16 protein-coding genes are annotated in these 17,977 nt (G+C 70.5%); 9 read left to right on the forward strand and 7 right to left on the reverse strand.

The annotated features are described in order from the left end of the window. Positions 1–42: 42 nt before the first annotated feature. Positions 43–1,272, reverse strand: a complete 1,230-nt coding sequence (locus tag ACFWBT_RS26290; protein ID WP_266756535.1) for a DUF349 domain-containing protein — start codon at positions 1,270–1,272, stop codon at positions 43–45. 135 nt (positions 1,273–1,407) lie between these two features. Then, positions 1,408–2,253: a peptidylprolyl isomerase gene (locus ACFWBT_RS26295; protein WP_385704737.1), complete on the reverse strand. Its 846-nt coding sequence runs from the start codon at positions 2,251–2,253 to the stop codon at positions 1,408–1,410. 180 nt (positions 2,254–2,433) lie between these two features. Here ACFWBT_RS26295 and ACFWBT_RS26300 point away from each other — a divergent pair, with 180 nt between their 5' ends. After that, positions 2,434–3,156, forward strand: a complete 723-nt coding sequence (locus ACFWBT_RS26300) for an MBL fold metallo-hydrolase (RefSeq protein WP_385704739.1) — start codon at positions 2,434–2,436, stop codon at positions 3,154–3,156. Positions 3,157–3,168: 12 nt separating this feature from the next. Beyond that, positions 3,169–4,431 carry a histidine--tRNA ligase gene (gene hisS, locus ACFWBT_RS26305; protein ID WP_385704742.1) on the forward strand — a complete coding sequence of 421 codons (1,263 nt, stop codon included), beginning with the start codon at positions 3,169–3,171 and terminating at the stop codon, positions 4,429–4,431. Positions 4,432–4,694: 263 nt separating this feature from the next. Here hisS and ACFWBT_RS26310 read toward each other — a convergent pair whose 3' ends face one another. From ACFWBT_RS26310 to ACFWBT_RS26325, 4 genes are read right to left on the reverse strand one after another with little or no spacing between them, the layout of a single operon-like run. Then, positions 4,695–5,318 carry a response regulator gene (locus tag ACFWBT_RS26310; protein ID WP_385704744.1) on the reverse strand — a complete coding sequence of 208 codons (624 nt, stop codon included), beginning with the start codon at positions 5,316–5,318 and terminating at the stop codon, positions 4,695–4,697. Then, positions 5,315–6,715 (reverse strand): histidine kinase, encoded by a 1,401-nt coding sequence (locus ACFWBT_RS26315; RefSeq protein WP_385704746.1) that lies wholly within the window; start codon positions 6,713–6,715, stop codon positions 5,315–5,317. Before ACFWBT_RS26315 ends, ACFWBT_RS26310 begins: the two co-directional genes overlap by 4 nt. Next, positions 6,712–7,557 (reverse strand): ABC transporter permease, encoded by an 846-nt coding sequence (locus ACFWBT_RS26320; protein ID WP_385704749.1) that lies wholly within the window; start codon positions 7,555–7,557, stop codon positions 6,712–6,714. Before ACFWBT_RS26320 ends, ACFWBT_RS26315 begins: the two co-directional genes overlap by 4 nt. Next, positions 7,554–8,420: an ABC transporter ATP-binding protein gene (locus tag ACFWBT_RS26325; RefSeq protein WP_385704751.1), complete on the reverse strand. Its 867-nt coding sequence runs from the start codon at positions 8,418–8,420 to the stop codon at positions 7,554–7,556. The genes ACFWBT_RS26320 and ACFWBT_RS26325 overlap by 4 nt, the downstream gene beginning before the upstream one ends. A 140-nt stretch (positions 8,421–8,560) precedes the next feature. On the opposite strand from ACFWBT_RS26325, the gene ACFWBT_RS26330 reads away from it, so the two are divergent. From ACFWBT_RS26330 to rpsD, 3 genes are all read left to right on the forward strand, one after another. Beyond that, positions 8,561–9,196, forward strand: coding sequence for a vitamin K epoxide reductase family protein (locus ACFWBT_RS26330; protein ID WP_356463768.1), 636 nt, complete (start codon positions 8,561–8,563; stop codon positions 9,194–9,196). A 44-nt stretch (positions 9,197–9,240) separates the two neighbouring features. Then, positions 9,241–10,596: a replication-associated recombination protein A gene (locus ACFWBT_RS26335; protein ID WP_385704754.1), complete on the forward strand. Its 1,356-nt coding sequence runs from the start codon at positions 9,241–9,243 to the stop codon at positions 10,594–10,596. A gap of 340 nt (positions 10,597–10,936) precedes the next feature. Beyond that, complete coding sequence (gene rpsD / locus ACFWBT_RS26340; protein WP_326788915.1) at positions 10,937–11,551, forward strand: 30S ribosomal protein S4; 615 nt, start codon at positions 10,937–10,939, stop codon at positions 11,549–11,551. A 39-nt stretch (positions 11,552–11,590) separates the two neighbouring features. On the opposite strand, the gene ACFWBT_RS26345 is transcribed toward rpsD, so the two are convergent. Beyond that, a complete protein-coding gene (locus ACFWBT_RS26345; protein WP_385704758.1) occupies positions 11,591–13,759 on the reverse strand; it encodes an ATP-binding protein in 2,169 nt (722 codons plus the stop codon). Positions 13,760–13,920: 161 nt separating this feature from the next. Here ACFWBT_RS26345 and ACFWBT_RS26350 point away from each other — a divergent pair, with 161 nt between their 5' ends. Genes ACFWBT_RS26350 through ruvX form a run of 4 tightly spaced genes read left to right on the forward strand, consistent with a single transcriptional unit; the run spans position 13,921 to position 17,867 of the window. Continuing rightward, a complete protein-coding gene (locus ACFWBT_RS26350; RefSeq protein ID WP_266756517.1) occupies positions 13,921–14,355 on the forward strand; it encodes a DUF948 domain-containing protein in 435 nt (144 codons plus the stop codon). Positions 14,356–14,362: 7 nt separating this feature from the next. Beyond that, positions 14,363–14,719 carry a DUF6167 family protein gene (locus tag ACFWBT_RS26355; protein ID WP_385704761.1) on the forward strand — a complete coding sequence of 119 codons (357 nt, stop codon included), beginning with the start codon at positions 14,363–14,365 and terminating at the stop codon, positions 14,717–14,719. Then, positions 14,719–17,391, forward strand: a complete 2,673-nt coding sequence (alaS, locus tag ACFWBT_RS26360; RefSeq protein ID WP_385704764.1) for an alanine--tRNA ligase — start codon at positions 14,719–14,721, stop codon at positions 17,389–17,391. Before ACFWBT_RS26355 ends, alaS begins: the two co-directional genes overlap by 1 nt. An 11-nt stretch (positions 17,392–17,402) precedes the next feature. Continuing rightward, a complete protein-coding gene (gene ruvX / locus ACFWBT_RS26365; protein WP_385704767.1) occupies positions 17,403–17,867 on the forward strand; it encodes a Holliday junction resolvase RuvX in 465 nt (154 codons plus the stop codon). Positions 17,868–17,977: the final 110 nt, after the last annotated feature.

The following is a 17,977-nucleotide window of genomic DNA, read 5'->3' on the forward strand; positions in this document are numbered from 1 at the left end:
CGTACGGGCGGTACGGGAGCCCCTTCGCGTGTCCGCGACCTGTCAGCCGCCGAACTCCTGAAGACCCTTCAGAGCCTGGTCCAGCAGCGCCTGACGGCCGTCCAGCTCCTTCTGGAGCTTGTCGGCCTTCGCGGTGTTGCCCGCGGAGCGCGCCGTCTCGATCTGGCCCTGGAGCTTGTCCACGGCGGCCTGCAGCTGACCGGTGAGACCCTCGGCACGCGCGCGTGCCTCCGGGTTCGTCCGGCGCCACTCGGTCTCCTCGGACTCCTGGAGGGCCCGCTCGACCGCGTGCATCCGGCCCTCGACCTTCGGGCGGGCGTCGCGCGGCACGTGGCCGATGGCCTCCCAGCGCTCGTTGATGGAACGGAAGGCTGCACGGGAGGCCTTCAGGTCCTGCACCGGGACGAGCTTCTCGGCCTCCTCGGCCAGCTCCTCCTTGAGCTTCAGGTTCTCCGTCTGCTCCGCGTCACGCTCGGCGAAGACCGAGCTGCGCGCCGCGAAGAACACGTCCTGGGCGCCGCGGAAGCGGTTCCACAGGTCGTCCTCGTGCTCGCGCTGGGCGCGGCCCGCGGCCTTCCAGTCCGCCATCAGCTCGCGGTAGCGGGCCGCCGTCGGACCCCAGTCCGTCGAGCCGGACAGCGACTCGGCCTCGGCGACCAGCTTCTCCTTGGTCTTGCGGGCCTCCTCGCGCTGCGCGTCCAGCGACGCGAAGTGCGCCTTGCGCCGCTTGGAGAACGCCGAGCGGGCATGCGAGAAACGGTGCCACAGCTCGTCGTCCGACTTGCGGTCGAGTCGCGGCAGCCCCTTCCACGTGTCCACCAGGGCGCGCAGCCGCTCACCGGCCGACCGCCACTGGTCGCTCTGCGCCAGCTCCTCGGCCTCGACGACCAGCGCCTCCTTGGCGTGCCGCGCCTCGTCGGACTGCTTGGCCCGCTGGACCTTGCGCTCCTCACGGCGCGCGTCGACCGTCTCCACGAGCTTGTCCAGCCGCACCTTCAGCGCCGCCAGATCGCCGACCGCGTGGTGGGCGTCCACCTGTTCGCGGATGTGGTCGATCGCGGTCTGGGCGTCCTTCGCCGACAGGTCGGTGGTCTTCACTCGCTTTTCGAGGAGGCCGATCTCGACAACCAGGCCCTCGTACTTGCGCTCGAAGTAGGCCAGCGCCTCATCAGGGGTGCCGGCCTGCCAGGAACCGACGACCTGCTCGCCGTCGGCCGTACGCACGTACACGGTCCCCGTCTCGTCGACGCGGCCCCACGGGTCGCTGCTCACAGCGCCTCCTCCACATGATGCCTCTGAGGGGCGTCAGCGCCCCTGGCATCGTCCACAGTTTCGTCACGGCCAACATAGGCGACCGGCGGGGCGGCTGTCCGCATCCCGCGCGACCGAAATCTCGCAGTTGGGGGGTCAGGATTTGACGACTGTCGCCTTGTTGATCACGACGGTCGCATTCGGGGCGGTGTTCTGTGTCGTGGGGTCGGCGGCCTGCGCGCCGGCGGCCGCGATCTTCTTGAGAACCGTCATTCCGTCCTTGGAGATCGTCCCGAATGGTGTGTAGTCGGGCGGAAGCGGACTGTCCTGGTAGACCAGGAAGAACTGGCTGCCGCCGGTGTCGCGGCCCTGCCCCGACTGCGAGTTGTACTGGTTGGCCATGGCCACGGTGCCCGCCGGATACACGTTCCCCTTCAGGACCTTGTCCTTGAGGTTCTCGTCCGGAATCGTGTAGCCGGGCCCACCCGAGCCGGTGCCCTGCGGGTCGCCGCACTGCAGCACGTAGATGCCCTCGGCGGTGAGCCGGTGGCACTTGGTGTGGTCGAAGTAGCCCTTGCCCGCGAGGAAGGCGAACGAGTTCACCGTGTGCGGGGCGGCGGACGCCTTGAGCGCGATGTCTATGTCACCGCAGGTCGTCGCCATCTTCATGGTGTAGTCCGCGGCCTTGTCGATGGTGACCGCGGGCTCCTTCTTCCAGGTGAGCGCCTTCACCTTGCCCTCGGCGGGCTTCTCGCACGGATCGGGCGCCTTGCTCGGCGTGGCGCTCGGCGTCACCTCGGCGCCCGCGTTGGTCTTCTTGTCGTCGTTCTTGAAGACCCCGGTCACGTACGACAGCGCACCGCCCGCGACGACCACGCCGACGACCGACGCGATCACCGCGTTACGTGTATGGGTCTTGCGTCGCGCGGCCGTGCGGCGCTGCTGCTGTCGCAAGAACTTCTCCCGGGCGAGCTGACGCCGCCGCTGTTCCTGGCTGACCACCGGGTTTCTCCTCGTGCGTCTCGTACGTCGTGTGGGACGCGTGCGTCTTGTGAGCCGACCGCCTGCGTGTGCCCCGTACCGTATATGGGTTCGCTGAGGAATCGGCAGCGCCGGTAGGCTCTGATCCACAGCCACCCGCCCCGTACGACACCAGCGCGTACGCCACCACGAAGGACGATCGTGCTCATTGCCGGGTTCCCCGCCGGGGCCTGGGGGACCAACTGTTACCTGGTCGCCCCCGCCGCGGGTGAGGAGTGCGTGATCATCGACCCGGGCCATCAGGCCGCTCAGGGAGTCGAGGAAGCACTCGCCAAGCATCGGCTCAAGCCCGTCGCGGTCATCCTCACCCATGGCCACATCGACCACGTCGCCTCGGTCGTTCCCGTGTGCGGGGCGCACGACGTGCCCGCCTGGATCCACCCCGAGGACCGGTACATGATGAGCGACCCCGAGCGGGCGCTCGGCCGTTCCATCGGGATGCCGCTGATGGGCGAACTGACCGTGGGAGAGCCCGACGACGTGCGGACGCTGACCGACGGCGCCGAGCTGAAGCTGGCGGGCCTCGACCTGTCCGTCGCGCACGCGCCGGGCCATACGAAGGGGTCGGTGACGTTCCGGATGCCCGAGAGCGCGGACATCCCGTCCGTGTTCTTCTCCGGGGATCTGCTCTTCGCCGGCTCCATCGGACGTACCGACCTGCCGGGCGGCGACATGGACGAGATGCTCGACTCGCTGGGCCGTGTGTGCCTGCCGCTCGACGACTCGACCGTGGTGCTGTCCGGCCACGGCCCCCAGACGACCATCGGCCAGGAGCGCGCCGCCAACCCGTATCTGCGGCAAGTGGCGGCGAGCCGCCAGGAACGCGGAGCGAACCCGACCTCCGCTCCTCGACGAGGAATGTGACGAGAGACTTCCGTGAGCACCTTCAAGGCCCCCAAGGGCACGTACGACCTGATTCCGCCGGACAGCGCCAAGTACCTCGCGGTCCGCGAGGCGATCGCCGCGCCGCTGCGCAACTCCGGCTACGGCTACATCGAGACGCCCGGCTTCGAGAGTGTCGAACTGTTCGCGCGCGGTGTCGGTGAGTCCACCGACATCGTGACCAAGGAGATGTACGCCTTCGAGACCAAGGGCGGCGACAGGCTGGCCCTGCGCCCCGAGGGCACCGCCTCCGTGCTGCGCGCGGCACTCGAGGCCAACCTGCACAAGCTGGGCAACCTCCCCGTCAAGCTCTGGTACTCGGGCTCGTACTACCGCTACGAGCGCCCCCAGAAGGGCCGTTACCGCCACTTCTCCCAGGTGGGCGCCGAGGCCATCGGAGCCGAGGACCCGGCGCTGGACGCCGAGCTGATCATCCTGGCGGACCAGGCGTACCGCTCGCTCGGCCTGCGCGACTTCCGGATTCTGCTCAACAGCCTGGGCGACAAGGAGTGCCGTCCCGTCTACCGGGCCGCTCTGCAGGACTTCCTGCGCGGCCTGGACCTCGACGAGGAGACCCTCCGCCGCGCGGAGATCAACCCGCTGCGTGTCCTCGACGACAAGCGCGAGGACGTCCAGAAGCAGTTGGGCGGGGCGCCGCTGCTGCGGGACTACCTCTGTGACGCCTGCAAGGCGTACCACGAGGAGGTGCGCGACCTGATCACGGCCGCGGGCGTCTCCTTCGAGGACGACCCGAAGCTGGTGCGCGGTCTCGACTACTACACGCGGACCACGTTCGAGTTCGTGCACGACGGTCTCGGTTCGCAGTCCGCGGTGGGCGGCGGTGGCCGTTACGACGGGCTGTCCGAGATGATCGGCGGCCCCGCGCTGCCGTCCGTCGGCTGGGCGCTGGGCGTCGACCGTACGGTGCTGGCGCTGGAGGCGGAGGGCGTGGAGCTCGAACTCCCCTCGTCCACCAGCGTGTTCGCGGTGCCGCTCGGGGAGGAGGCCCGCCGGACGCTGTTCGGTGTGGTCACCGAACTGCGCAGGCTCGGTGTCGCCGCCGACTTCTCGTACGGCGCGAAGGGGCTCAAGGGCGCGATGAAGAACGCGAATCGCAGCGGGGCGCGCTTCACGATCGTCGCCGGTGAGCGTGATCTCGCCGAGGGCGTCGTGCAGCTCAAGGACATGGAGTCCGGCGAGCAGGCGGCGGTCGCGGTCGACGCGATCGTGGCCGAGCTGCGGTCACGCCTGGGCTGACGCGGGTCCTCCGCCCCGGCGGCGCCCCGCCGGGGCCGGTCTCCCGGTCGGCCCGGGCGGTACCGGGCCGCCTCTCGCGACGGGGTTCTTTCGGTGAGGCAGCGGCCCCGGTGTCGGCGACGCCGGGCCCGCCGGTGTCGGGCGGACGCTCTCCGCTGTCCGTCCGGCCCCGGGGCTCCACCCCGGACCCCTCTCCGTGACGCCGCAGGGGCTGGAGGACGTCAGCCCCTCCGGCCTCGGGGAAGGGACAGGGCGGGGGAGCCTCACTCCAGCAATCCGAAGCGCATCGCGCTCGTCACCGCGGCCGTCCGGTCGTCCACTCCCAACTTCCCGAAGGCGCGCAGCAGATGGGTCTTCACGGTGGACTCGCCGATGAAGAGCCGGCGTCCGATCTCCGCGTTCGTGCAGCCCTCGGCGACCAGCCGCAGCACCGCGGTCTCCCGCTCGGAGAGGCGGGGCCGCTCCGGCCTGGTGCGGAGCTGATCGACCAGCCGGGCGGCGACGGAGGGGGCCAGCACCGTCTCGCCCCGCGCGGCGGCCCGTACGGCGTCCGCCAGTTCGGCACGCGGCAGATCCTTCAGCAGATACCCCGCGGCCCCGGCCTCCACCGCCCGCAGGATGTCCCGGTCCGTCTCGTAGGTCGTCAGCACGATGACCCGGCAGGGCAGCCCGGCGCGCGTCATCCGCACGATCGCGTCGACGCCCCCGCCCTCGGGCATCCGCAGGTCCATGAGCACGATGTCGGGCCGGAGTTCGGCGGCCAGCGCCTCCGCGCGGGGCCCGCTGGACGCGTCGGCGATCACCTCGAGATCGGGTTCGGCGCTGAGCATCGCGCGCAGCCCTTCGCGTACGACGGGATGGTCGTCGGCGAGGATGATCCGGATCACTCGTCACTCCCGGGGACGGGCAGGCACACGGTCACGGTCGTGCCGTCGCCCGGCGCGCTGCGGATCAGTGCCGTGCCGCCCACCTCGGCGGCCCGCGCGCGCAGCCCTGCCAGCCCGTACCCGCCGACCGGCACGGCGGGGTCGAAACCCCGGCCTTCGTCGCGTACGGAGAGGGCCAGCGAGTCGGCGGTGTAGGCGAGGGTGACGGCGACCGCGGGGGAACTCCCGGCGTGCTTGCGGGTGTTGGCCAGGGCTTCCTGGCACGAGCGGAGGATCACCACCTCGGGGCCCGCGGGCAGCGGGCGTACCGGGCCGGTCACATCGAGGGTCGCGGTGTGGCGGGCGGCCAGCCGGCGCAACGCGTCGGGCAGCGTGGCGCCCTCCAGGTCGGCGGGCGTACCCCCGGTGACCAGGGCCCGCGCCTCGGCGAGGTTCTGCCGGGCGGTCTCGTTCATCAGGGCCAGATGGCGGCGGGCCTGCGGCAGATCGTGGTCGAGCTCGGCCTCGACGGCCTGGACCAGCATCAGCAGGCTGGTGAAGCCCTGCGCGAGCGTGTCGTGGATCTCCCGGGAGAACCGTTCGCGCTCGGCCAGCGCCCCGTGCGCGGCCGAGAGCCGGGCGATCTCATGGCGGCCTGCGTCCAACTCGGTGATCAGCTCGGCCCGTTCGCGGCTCTGCTCCATGATGCGGATGATCCAGCTGCCCAGGGCCGTCGAGAACACGAGCGTGACCACGGCGAAGACCGTGTTGAAGAAGAGATCCTGCCCCTCGGGCCGCCACAGCAGGGCCCAGCCCGCCACCGGGGCGATGTTGATGAGGGTCGTGGCGGCGAACGCCCGGCGCAGCCGCAGGGCGATGAAGCACTGGGGGATGAGCGCGAAGGTCATCAGGCGGGTCTCGCCCACCAGCACCCCGGGCGGCAGGAACAGCAGGATCGCGCCCGCGATGTAGCCGAGTGCGCGGCGCTCGTCGGGTTCGTCGGCCGTGAGGACGGGGCGCCCGACCAGCAGGTACCACGGGATCAGCAGCAGGAGCAGCCCGCCGGCCGCGAGACGGACGCGCATCCCCGGGTGCGCCGTGCCGAGCACGAACACCAGGGTGGCCACCCACACGATCGCGAAGTACGAGTCCCAGAGCCGGAACGAGAGCTCCCAGGTGTTCGAAGCGCGGGCCGCGCCCGGCACCGGACCTGTCGGGGTCCCGCCAGATACCGGCCCCGGTCGCTCCTGACCCGGCACCGGCACGGGCTGGTCCCGGCCCGGCACCGGTACGGGCTGCTCCTGGCCCGGCACCGGCCGGGCCCCGCCCGACGCGGGACGCACGGGAGCCCCGCTCGGCTCCGGCGCCGAACGCACCGCGTCCGGCGCCGAGTCGGGGCGCGCGGCCGGAGTCCTCATCCGTCGCGCCGGTTCTTCCATCGGAAGGTCAGCAGGCACAGCAGCAATCCTCCGACGCACCATGCCCCGAGCACCAGGGCGATCCGCCCGAACTCCCAGCCGCCCGTCTGTTCGAGGACCTGGGCGGACTCGGGCAGGAACACCCCGCGCAGCCCCTGGCACATCCACTTGAGGGGGAACAGCGCGCCGATGTTCAGCATCCAGTCCGGGATGGTGTCGATGGCGATGTAGACGCCGGAGATGAACTGGAGGACCAGGAAGGGCAGGACGACCACCGACGTGGCACTCTTGCCCGACTTCGGGACCGAACTGATCGCGATGCCGAGCAGGGCGCAGGCCGTGAGCCCCAGGACGAAGATCCAGGCGAAGTCCGCCCACTTGCCGGGGTCGGAGGGCAGGTCGACGTCGTACAGCGTGGTGCCGACGAGGAGCAGGATCGCCGTCTCCAGGGCGCCCGTGGCGAGAACCAGCCATATCTTGCCGAGGAAGTACGCGGCGGGCGGCATCGGCGTCCCGCGCAGCCGGCGCAGCACCTTCTCGTCCCGCTCGATCGCGATCGAGATGCCGAGGGACTGGAAGCTGGTCGACATGATGCCCGCGGCCATCATCGCCGGGACGTACAGCTGGGAGGCGGTGATGCCCGCGCCCGCCACGTCGTCGCTGAAGATCGACGCGAACAGGAACAGGAAGACGACCGGGAAGGCGAAGGTGAACATCACCTGGTCGCGCTGCCGGAAGAACTGCCGGATCTCCAGGGCGCCGCGCCGCAGCCCCAGCCCCCAGGCACCGGGCAGCCTGCCCGCCGTGGTCCTCGTGCGCACGCGTACGTCGGTGGTGGTCATCGCGCGTCCTCCAGGCCGGTCAGTCGCAGATAGACGTCCTCAAGGGTGGGGCGGCTCACCCGGAGCCCCGGGATCTCCCCGTCGAAGCGGCGCGTGAGCGTGGCGACGGTCCTGGTGGGGGTGTCCGTGCGTTCGCTGCGCGGGCTGCCGTCGGCCTCCGTCCACTCGACCGTGGCCTCGGTGCCGAAGCGCTCGCGGAGCGCCGCCGGTTCGCCCTCGGCGACGACACGGCCCCGCGCGACGACCGCCAGCCGGTCCGCGAGGGCCTCCGCCTCCTCCAGGTAGTGCGTGGTCAGGAGGATGGTCGTGCCCTCGTCGGCCAGTTTGCGGATCAGGTCCCAGAACTGCCGTCGCGCCGCCGGGTCGAAGCCCGTCGTCGGTTCGTCCAGGAGGAGCAGTTCGGGCCCGCCGATCACGCCGAGGGCCACGTCGAGCCGTCGCCGCTGACCGCCCGACAGGGACTTGATCCTGCTGCCCGCCTTCTCCTCCAGACCGACCAGGCCGATGACGTCCTCGGGATCGCGGGGATTCGGGTAATAGCGGGAGAAATGCCGCACCGTCTCGCCCACCGTCAACTCGGCGGGCGCGGATTCGTCCTGCCAGACGATTCCGACACGAGACCGCCACGCGCGCGTGGCGGTCGCCGGGTCCGAGCCGAGCACGGAGACCTCGCCCGCGTCCCGCCTGCGGTTGCCCTGGAGGATCTCCACCGTGGTGCTCTTGCCCGCCCCGTTCGGTCCGAGCAGGCCGAACACCTCGCCCCGCCGGATGCCGAGATCGATGCCGTCGACGGCGGTCACGTCCCCGTACTGCTTGCGCAGCCCCCGTACGTCCACCGCGAGCCGGTCCGCGTCTGTTGTCATGACGGCGAGCCTCCCGCCGAACCGAACGCTCCGGGACGACCGTGCGTACCTTCTTATGTCCACCGAACGGTGGACAAGCGGGCGCGTGCGGCACAATGAGCCTGCCCCGCAGGCCCCTTCGAAGCTACGGAAACGGCGTGATGAGCAAGACGACAGTCAAGGACATCCCGACCGACCAGGAACGCCCCGCCGCTCCGCGGACGGCCGGCGGCAGCCGAGCCCTCGCCCTGCTGCTGGTGATCACGGGCGCGGCCGGTCTCCTTGCCGCGTGGGTCATCACGATCGACAAGTTCAAGCTGCTGGAGAACCCGAACTTCGTCCCGGGCTGCAGCCTGAACCCGGTCGTCTCCTGCGGCAACATCATGAAGAGCGACCAGGCCTCGGCCTTCGGGTTCCCGAACCCCATGCTGGGTCTCGTCGCCTACGGCATCGTGATCTGCGTCGGTGTCAGCCTGCTCGCCCGGGCCACCTTCCCGCGCTGGTACTGGCTGACCTTCAACGCGGGCACGCTCTTCGGCGTCGGATTCTGCACCTGGCTCCAGTTCCAGTCGCTGTACCGGATCAACTCCCTGTGCCTCTGGTGCAGCCTCGCCTGGGTCGCCACGATCATCATGTTCTGGTACGTGACCTCCTTCAACGTCCGCAACGGCTTCCTGCCCGCCCCGCGCTGGATGAAGAGCTTCTTCGGGGAGTTCACCTGGGTCCTGCCGACGCTGCACATCGGCATCATCGGGATGCTGATCCTGACCCGCTGGTGGGACTTCTGGACCAGCTGACGGCCCCGCGGGGATTGTCAGTCCGGTGACATAGGGTTTCGAACGTGGAGCCCGACTTGTTCACCGCCGCAGCAGAAGAACGCCAGGAGAAGGACCCGTCCAGCAGTCCCCTGGCGGTACGGATGCGCCCGCGCACCCTCGACGAAGTCGTGGGGCAGCAGCATCTGCTGAAGCCGGGCTCACCCCTGCGCAGACTCGTCGCCGAGGGCAGCGGCGGCCCCGCCGGACCGTCCTCGGTGATCCTCTGGGGCCCGCCGGGCACCGGCAAGACGACCCTCGCGTATGTCGTCTCCAAGGCCACCGACAAGCGCTTCGTGGAGCTCTCCGCGATCACCGCGGGCGTCAAGGAAGTGCGCGCGGTCATCGAAGGAGCCCGCCGCGCCACCGGCGGCTACGGCAAGGAGACCGTCCTCTTCCTGGACGAGATCCACCGCTTCAGCAAGGCCCAGCAGGACTCCCTCCTCCCGGCCGTGGAGAACCGCTGGGTGACGCTGATCGCCGCGACCACCGAGAACCCGTACTTCTCGGTGATCTCGCCGCTGCTCTCCCGCTCCCTCCTGCTCACCCTCGAACCCCTCACCGACGACGACCTGCGCGGCCTGCTGCGCCGGGCGCTCGCCGACGAGCGCGGTCTCAAGGACGCCGTCGCCCTCCCCGAGGACGCCGAGGAGCACCTGCTGCGGATCGCCGGCGGAGACGCCCGCCGCGCCCTGACCGCCCTGGAGGCCGCGGCCGGTGCGGCACTCGACAAGGGCGAGCCGGAGATCACCCTCCAGACGCTGGAGGAGACGGTCGACCGCGCTGCCGTGAAGTACGACCGCGACGGCGACCAGCACTACGACGTGGCGAGCGCGCTCATCAAGTCCATCCGCGGCTCCGACGTGGACGCCGCCCTGCACTACCTGGCCCGGATGATCGAGGCGGGCGAGGACCCCCGCTTCATCGCCCGCCGCCTGATGATCTCCGCCAGCGAGGACATCGGCCTCGCCGACCCGAACGCGCTGCCCATCGCCGTCGCCGCCGCCCAGGCCGTCGCGATGATCGGCTTCCCCGAGGCGGCGCTCACCCTCAGCCACGCCACGATCGCCCTCGCCCTGGCCCCGAAGTCCAACGCGGCGACCATGGCGATCGGCGCCGCGATGGAAGACGTGCGCAAGGGCCACGCCGGCCCGGTGCCGACGCATCTGCGCGACGGGCACTACAAGGGCGCGGCCAAGCTCGGGCACGCCCAGGGGTACGTGTATCCGCACGACCTGCCGGAAGGCATCGCCGCCCAGCAGTACGCGCCGGAGGAGCTCAAGGACCGGGAGTACTACACCCCGACCCGGCACGGCTCCGAGGCGCGCTACGCCGACGCGGTGGAGTGGACCAGGAATCGCCTCGGTAGAGGACGCTCCTGAGCACCCTGTACGATGTCTCGAAGCGCTGAGTCCCGTGTCCGGCTCCGGTCGGCACCACCAGAACGGGACATCCAGCCGGAGCCCCTGCCTCCACGGGGGGATTCCAGGAGCGTCGCGCACCGTCGAAGGTGTCGCGGGCAGCCCATCACCACCCGGATCTCCGGGACCGGTCGGTGGGCCACTCGCGTGCTGCACTTATGTGCCCAGACCCAGGAGCGGCTGCCCGCCCCGTCCACGTGGTTCTCCACGGCGGCGAGGAGGGTTTCCCGGGCTGCGGATTGCGACCTCCCCTAACCCTGGTGAAGCCGTATTCGCATCAGAAACATGAGGTGTTTGGTTCATGGCGAACCAGTCCCGCCCCAAGGTCAAGAAGTCGCGTGCGCTCGGTATCGCGCTGACCCCGAAGGCCGTCAAGTACTTCGAGGCCCGCCCCTACCCGCCGGGCGAGCACGGCCGCGGCCGCAAGCAGAACTCGGACTACAAGGTCCGTCTGCTCGAGAAGCAGCGTCTGCGCGCGCAGTACGACGTGTCCGAGCGCCAGCTCGTCCGCGCCTACGAGCGTGCCGCCAAGACGCAGGGCAAGACCGGTGAGGCTCTGGTCATCGAGCTGGAGCGTCGTCTCGACGCGCTGGTCCTTCGTTCGGGCATCGCCCGCACGATCTACCAGGCCCGCCAGATGGTCGTCCACGGCCACATCGAGGTCAACGGCGGCAAGGTCGACAAGCCGTCGTTCCGTGTCCGTCCCGACGACGTCGTGATGGTCCGCGAGCGCAGCCGCAGCAAGACGCTGTTCGAGGTTTCCCGCGCGGGCGGCTTCGCCCCCGACGGCGAGACCCCGCGCTACCTCCAGGTGAACCTCCCGGCCCTGGCGTTCCGCCTGGACCGTGAGCCGAACCGCAAGGAGATCCCGGTGATCTGCGACGAGCAGCTCGTCGTCGAGTACTACGCCCGCTGATCTTCTTCCGGCGGACGTAGCACCACCTGCGCGTCAACGTCAGCCCGTCGTCTCCCCGCCCTTCGAGGTGGGCGAGACGGCGGGCTCTCGCATGTCCGGGGGCAGTCTGCGCGGCGACGGCACCGCCCCGAGCGGCAGAGCGCCGGCCCCGCCGAGCGCGCGGGCGACCGCCGTGTCCTGCCCGAGCAGCGCTCCCGCCCGTACGCACTCCTCGTACCGCTCGTCGCCCAGCCGCTGCCGGGCCAGGGCCGCGCAGCGCTCGTGCGGCGCGTTGTAGTACGCCGAGCCGAACAGCGGCAGGCCCACCGACGCCCACATCCGCGATGCCGCCCCCTGGAGCAGCGCGGCCTCCGCCGGATCGCCCTCCACCGCCGTGACCAGGGCGAGCAGCTCGACCGCGAGGACGGCGCCCAGCAGATCGTGGAAGGTGTGCGCGATACCGAGGCTCTGCTCCAGGAGATCGCGGGCACGCACCTGATCGCCCTGGACCTGCGCCTCGTACGCCAGGACGTACAACGCGTACGCCAGCGCCCAGCGTTCCCCGTGGTCCTCGCAGACCCGGCGGACGTCCTCGCACAGCTTCACCGCGCCCGGCAGATCACCCTGGAAGGCGAGCGCCATCGCCAGCTCGACCTGGCCCATCAGTACATTGCTGTTGAGCTCGCCGATCTCGTGATAGCGGTCCAGCGCCGAGCGCAGCAGGGTCTCGGCGCGCGTCATGTCGTCCGTGACCAGGGCCAGACAGCCGGTGCGATGCTCGGCGTAGGCGACCGCGACGGCGTTCTCGGAGCGCTCCGCCTCCTCGCGGCACTCCTGGAGCGCGGACAGCGCGGGCACCGCGTCGCCCTGGAGGACCGCCACATAGCCGAGCACCCACAGGGCCTTCAGCCGTGACTGATCACGGTCGCCGTCGAGTTCGACACTGCGCTCCAGCCAGTGCCGGCCCTCCGAGAGCCGGCCGCAGCCGACCCAGTAGAACCACAGCGCACCCGCCAGATACTGGCCCAGATGCGCCTCGTCCGGCTCGGTGAGCGAGTACTCCAGCGCGCAGCGCAGATTGGGCAGTTCCGTCTCGACGCGGAGCGCCACCTCGCCCTGCCGCGGCGAGAACCAGTCCAGCTCGCACCAGGTGGCCAGGCCCATGTACCAGTCGCGGTGGCGGCGGCGCAGCCGCTCCGCGTCGCCCGTCGCCGCCAGCCAGTCCGCACCGTAGGCCCGGACCGTGTCCAGCATCCGGTAGCGCACCCCCGCCGCCGTCTCCTCGCGTGACAGCACCGACTGCGCGAGCAGGGCGCCGAGCACGTCGAGGACGTCGTCGGCGGGCAGTCCGTCCCCGCTGCACACGTACTCGGCGGCCTCCAGGTCGAACTGCCCGGCGAACACCGACAGCCGTGACCACAGCAGCCGTTCCTCCGGCGTGCACAGTTCATGGCTCCAGCCGATCGCCGTCCGCAGTGTCTGGTGCCGGGGCGGCGCGTCACGCCCCCCACCGGTGAGCAGCCGGAACCGGTCCTCCAGCCGGGCGAGCAACTGGGCGGGGGAGAGTGCGCTGAGACGTCCGGCCGCCAGTTCCAGTGCCAGCGGGATTCCGTCCAGGCGCCGGCACAGCTCCCGCACGTCGGACCGGTTCCCCTCGTCCAGCGTGAACCCGGGCACCCGGGCCGCCGCCCGGTCCGCGAACAGCTCCGCCGCCTCAGTCGCGGCCAGCGGAGCCAGCGGGAACACCCGTTCACCCGCGATGTCCAGCGGTCTGCGGCCGACCGCCAGCACCCGCAGCCCGGGCGACCGCCGCAGCAGCTCGCCCACCAGCGAGGCGCTCACCTCCACCAGGTGCTCGAAACCGTCCAGGACGAGGAGGAGCCGCCGTCCGGCGAGATGGTCGAGCAGCACCTGCCGCGGGCCCTTCGCGGTGTGGTCCGTCAGTCCGAGCGCCTCGACCACCGCGTACTCGACGAGTTCCTGGTCGTGCACCGCGGACAGGTCCACGCGCCACACACCGTCGCGCACGTCCGTCCGCGCCGCCGCGTGGGCCGCGAACCGTGACTTGCCGACACCTCCCATGCCGGTGACGGTGACCAGGCGGACCGTCCTCAGCACCTCGGCCAGCCGCGCGAGTTCGGTGGAGCGCCCTACGAACGCGTCGAGTTCCAGGGGCAGATTGCCGGGATCCGCAGGACCGGAGGACCGGGCGCGGTGAGAACGCGTCATGAAATACGGAGCGTACTGGCCTGCTAGCACTCCGTACAATCGCTTCGGGCAAGTCCACGCCCCGGCGCCGCTAATGCGGTACGGAGCGGCGGCCCCGGCGCGATAGGGTCGGGTGACGACTTTTCGATGTTCAGGCACGCAGTCAGGGAGCGGGTGCAACAGTGTCCGGTGGTGAGGTGGCCGGGATCCTGGTGGCCGTCTTCTGGGCGATCCTGGTCTCCTTCCTCGCCGTCGCGCTGGCGAGGCTGGCCCAGACGCTCAGGGCGACCACCAAGCTCGTGGCGGACGTGACCGACCAGGCCGTCCCGCTCCTGGCGGACGCGTCGGCGGCGGTGCGCTCCGCGCAGACGCAGATCGAGCGCGTCGACGCCATCGCGTCGGACGTCCAGGAGGTCACGTCGAACGCGTCCGCGCTGTCGACGACCGTCGCCTCCACGTTCGGCGGCCCGCTGGTCAAGGTCGCGGCGTTCGGCTACGGCGTGCGCCGGGCCATCGGAGGCCGTCGTGAGAATGTGCCCGACAAAGCGTCCCGGCGTACCGTGATCGTGGGCCGCACCGTCCCGTCCGCGCGGCGGGGAAAGCGGAAGAAGGACTGACGCAGCGATGTTCCGCCGTACGTTCTGGTTCACCGCAGGCGCAGCCGCGGGTGTATGGGCCACCACCAAGGTCAACCGCAAGCTCAAGAAGCTGACCCCCGAGAGCCTCGCGGCGCAGGCCGCCAACAAGGCGATCGACGCGGGCCACCGGCTCAAGGAGTTCGCGCTCGACGTCCGCGACGGGATGGCCCAGCGAGAGGCCGAACTCGGCGAGGTGCTCGGTCTGAACGAGCGCCCGGACCCCGAACTGCCCGCGCAGCGCCGTATCGCCGCGATCGGCGACAGCAAGCAGCTCGGCGACAACAAGCAGATCAAGTACATCGAGAACACGACGTACACGTACAACCGGAATGAGGACCACTGATGGAGTCGGCTGAAATCCGCCGCCGCTGGTTGAGCTTCTACGAGGAGCGCGGTCACACCGTCGTCCCTTCGGCGTCGCTCATCGCGGACGACCCGACTCTGCTCCTCGTCCCCGCCGGCATGGTCCCCTTCAAGCCGTACTTCCTCGGCGAGGTCAAGCCGCCGTGGTCGCGCGCCACCAGCGTGCAGAAGTGCGTGCGCACACCCGACATCGAAGAGGTCGGCAAGACCACGCGGCACGGCACGTTCTTCCAGATGTGCGGCAACTTCTCCTTCGGCGACTACTTCAAGGAAGGCGCCATCACCTACGCCTGGGAGCTGCTCACCACGCCCCAGGACAAGGGTGGTTACGGGCTCGACCCGGAGCGCCTGTGGATCACGGTCTACCTCGACGACGACGAGGCCGAGTCCATCTGGCGCGACAAGATCGGCGTCCCGGCCGAGCGCATCCAGCGCCTCGGCAAGAAGGACAACTACTGGTCCATGGGCGTCCCGGGCCCCTGCGGCCCGTGTTCCGAGATCAACTACGACCGCGGCCCCGAGTTCGGCGTCGAGGGCGGCCCGGCCGTCAACGACGAGCGGTACGTGGAGATCTGGAACCTGGTCTTCATGCAGTACGAGCGCGGCGAGGGCATCTCGAAGGACGACTTCGAGATCCTCGGCGACCTGCCCAGCAAGAACATCGACACCGGTCTCGGCATGGAACGCCTCGCCATGATTCTGCAGGGCGTGCAGAACATGTATGAGATCGACACCTCCATGGCCGTCATCAAGAAGGCCACCGAGCTGACGGGCGTGGAGTACGGCGCCGCCCACGACTCCGACGTCTCGCTGCGCGTGGTCACCGACCACATGCGCACCTCCGTGATGCTCATCGGCGACGGCGTGAGCCCCGGCAACGAGGGCCGCGGCTATGTGCTGCGCCGCATCATGCGCCGCGCCATCCGCAACATGCGGCTGCTCGGTGCCACCGGTCCCGTCGTCAAGGACCTCATCGACGTCGTGATCGAGATGATGGGCCAGCAGTACCCGGAGCTGGTCAGCGACCGGCAGCGGATCGAGACCGTGGCCCTCGCCGAGGAGGCCGCCTTCCTCAAGACGCTGAGGGCCGGCACGAACATCCTCGACACGGCCATCACGGACACCAAGGAGTCCGGCGGCACGGTCCTCGCCGGCGACAAGGCCTTCCTGCTCCACGACACGTGGGGCTTCCCGATCGACCTCACCCTCGAAATGGCCGCCGAACAGGGCCTGTCGGTGGACGAGGACGGCTTCCGCCGTCTGATGAAGGAGCAGCGGGACAAGGCCAAGGCCGACGCCCGCGCCAAGAAGACCGGCCACGCCGACCTCGGCGCCTACCGTCAGATCGCCGACGCCGCCGGCGAGACCGACTTCATCGGCTACGACCGCACCGAGGCCGAGTCGACGGTCGTCGGCATCCTCGTCGACGGCGTCTCCTCCCCGGCCGCCACCGAGGGCGACGAGGTCGAGATCGTCCTCGACCGCACCCCGTTCTACGCCGAGGGCGGTGGCCAGATCGGTGACACGGGCCGCATTCGCGTCGACACCGGTGCCATCATCGAGGTCCGCGACTGCCAGAAGCCCGTCCCGGGCGTGTACGTCCACAAGGGCGTCGTCCAGGTCGGCGAGGTCACCGTCGGCGCCAAGGCCCAGGCCACCATCGACGTACGCCGTCGTACGGCGATCGCCCGCGCCCACTCGGCCACGCACCTCACGCACCAGGCGCTGCGCGACGCTCTCGGCCCGACGGCCGCCCAGGCCGGTTCCGAGAACCAGCCCGGCCGCTTCCGCTTCGACTTCGGCTCCCCGTCCGCCGTCCCGACGGCCGTGATGACCGATGTCGAGCAGCAGATCAACGAGGTGCTCGCCCGCGACCTGGACGTCCAGGCCGAGGTCATGAGCATCGACGAGGCCAAGAAGCAGGGCGCCATCGCCGAGTTCGGCGAGAAGTACGGCGAGCGCGTCCGTGTCGTGACCATCGGCGACTTCTCCAAGGAGCTGTGCGGCGGCACCCACGTGCACAACACGGCCCAGCTCGGCCTGGTCAAGCTGCTCGGCGAGTCGTCCATCGGCTCCGGCGTGCGGCGCATCGAGGCCCTGGTCGGCGTCGACGCGTACAACTTCCTCGCCCGTGAGCACACGGTCGTGGCCCAGCTCCAGGAGCTGGTCAAGGGCCGCCCCGAGGAGCTTCCGGAGAAGGTCTCCGCCATGCTCGGCAAGCTGAAGGACGCCGAGAAGGAGATCGAGAAGTTCCGCGCGGAGAAGGTCCTGCAGGCCGCCGCCGGTCTCGTCGAGTCCGCCAAGGACGTCAACGGCGTCGCGCTGGTCACCGGACAGGTCCCGGACGGCACGGGCGCCGACGACCTGCGCAAGCTGGTCCTCGACGTGCGCGGCCGCATCCAGGGCGGACGGGCCGCTGTCGTGGCCCTGTTCACCGTGGCGGGCGGCAAGCCGCTGACGGTGATCGCCACCAACGAGGCGGCCCGCGAGCGCGGTCTGAAGGCCGGCGAGCTGGTCCGCGGCGCCGCCAAGACCCTCGGCGGCGGCGGTGGCGGCAAGCCGGACGTCGCCCAGGGCGGCGGCCAGAACCCCGCCGCCATCGGCGAGGCCATCGACGCGGTCCAGCGCCTCGTCGCCGAGACGGCCAAGTAGAGGCCGCGGACATGCGCAGAGGACGTCGGCTCGCGATCGACGTCGGGGACGCCCGGATCGGGGTCGCCTCGTGCGACCCCGACGGGATCCTCGCGACGCCGGTGGAGACGGTCCCGGGACGTGACGTCCCGGCCGCCCACCGCCGGTTGAGACAGCTCGTCGAGGAGTACGAGCCGATCGAGGTCGTCGTCGGGCTCCCTCGCTCCCTCAAGGGGGGCGAGGGCCCCGCCGCGGTCAAGGTCCGTGCCTTCGCCCAGGAGCTCGCGGGCGGGATCGCTCCCGTTCCGGTGCGGCTCGTGGACGAGCGGATGACCACGGTCACGGCCAGTCAGGGCCTGCGCGCCTCGGGCGTGAAATCGAAGAAGGGCCGGTCGGTGATCGACCAGGCCGCCGCGGTCGTCATTCTCCAGCAGGCCCTGGAATCCGAACGGGTGTCAGGCAAGTCGCCCGGCGAGGGCGTCGAAGTGGTCATGTGATCGCGATACGGTAACGTTCCGCCCGATGCGGTGGCGTTCGAACAGCCCTCGCACAGTAAAGAGGCGGACGGGAGCCGAGCCACAGGAGCCGGCCGCTGCCGGCTCGCGGC

Source organism: Streptomyces sp. NPDC060027, assembly GCF_042737005.1.
Taxonomy (GTDB): Bacteria; Actinomycetota; Actinomycetes; order Streptomycetales; family Streptomycetaceae; genus Streptomyces.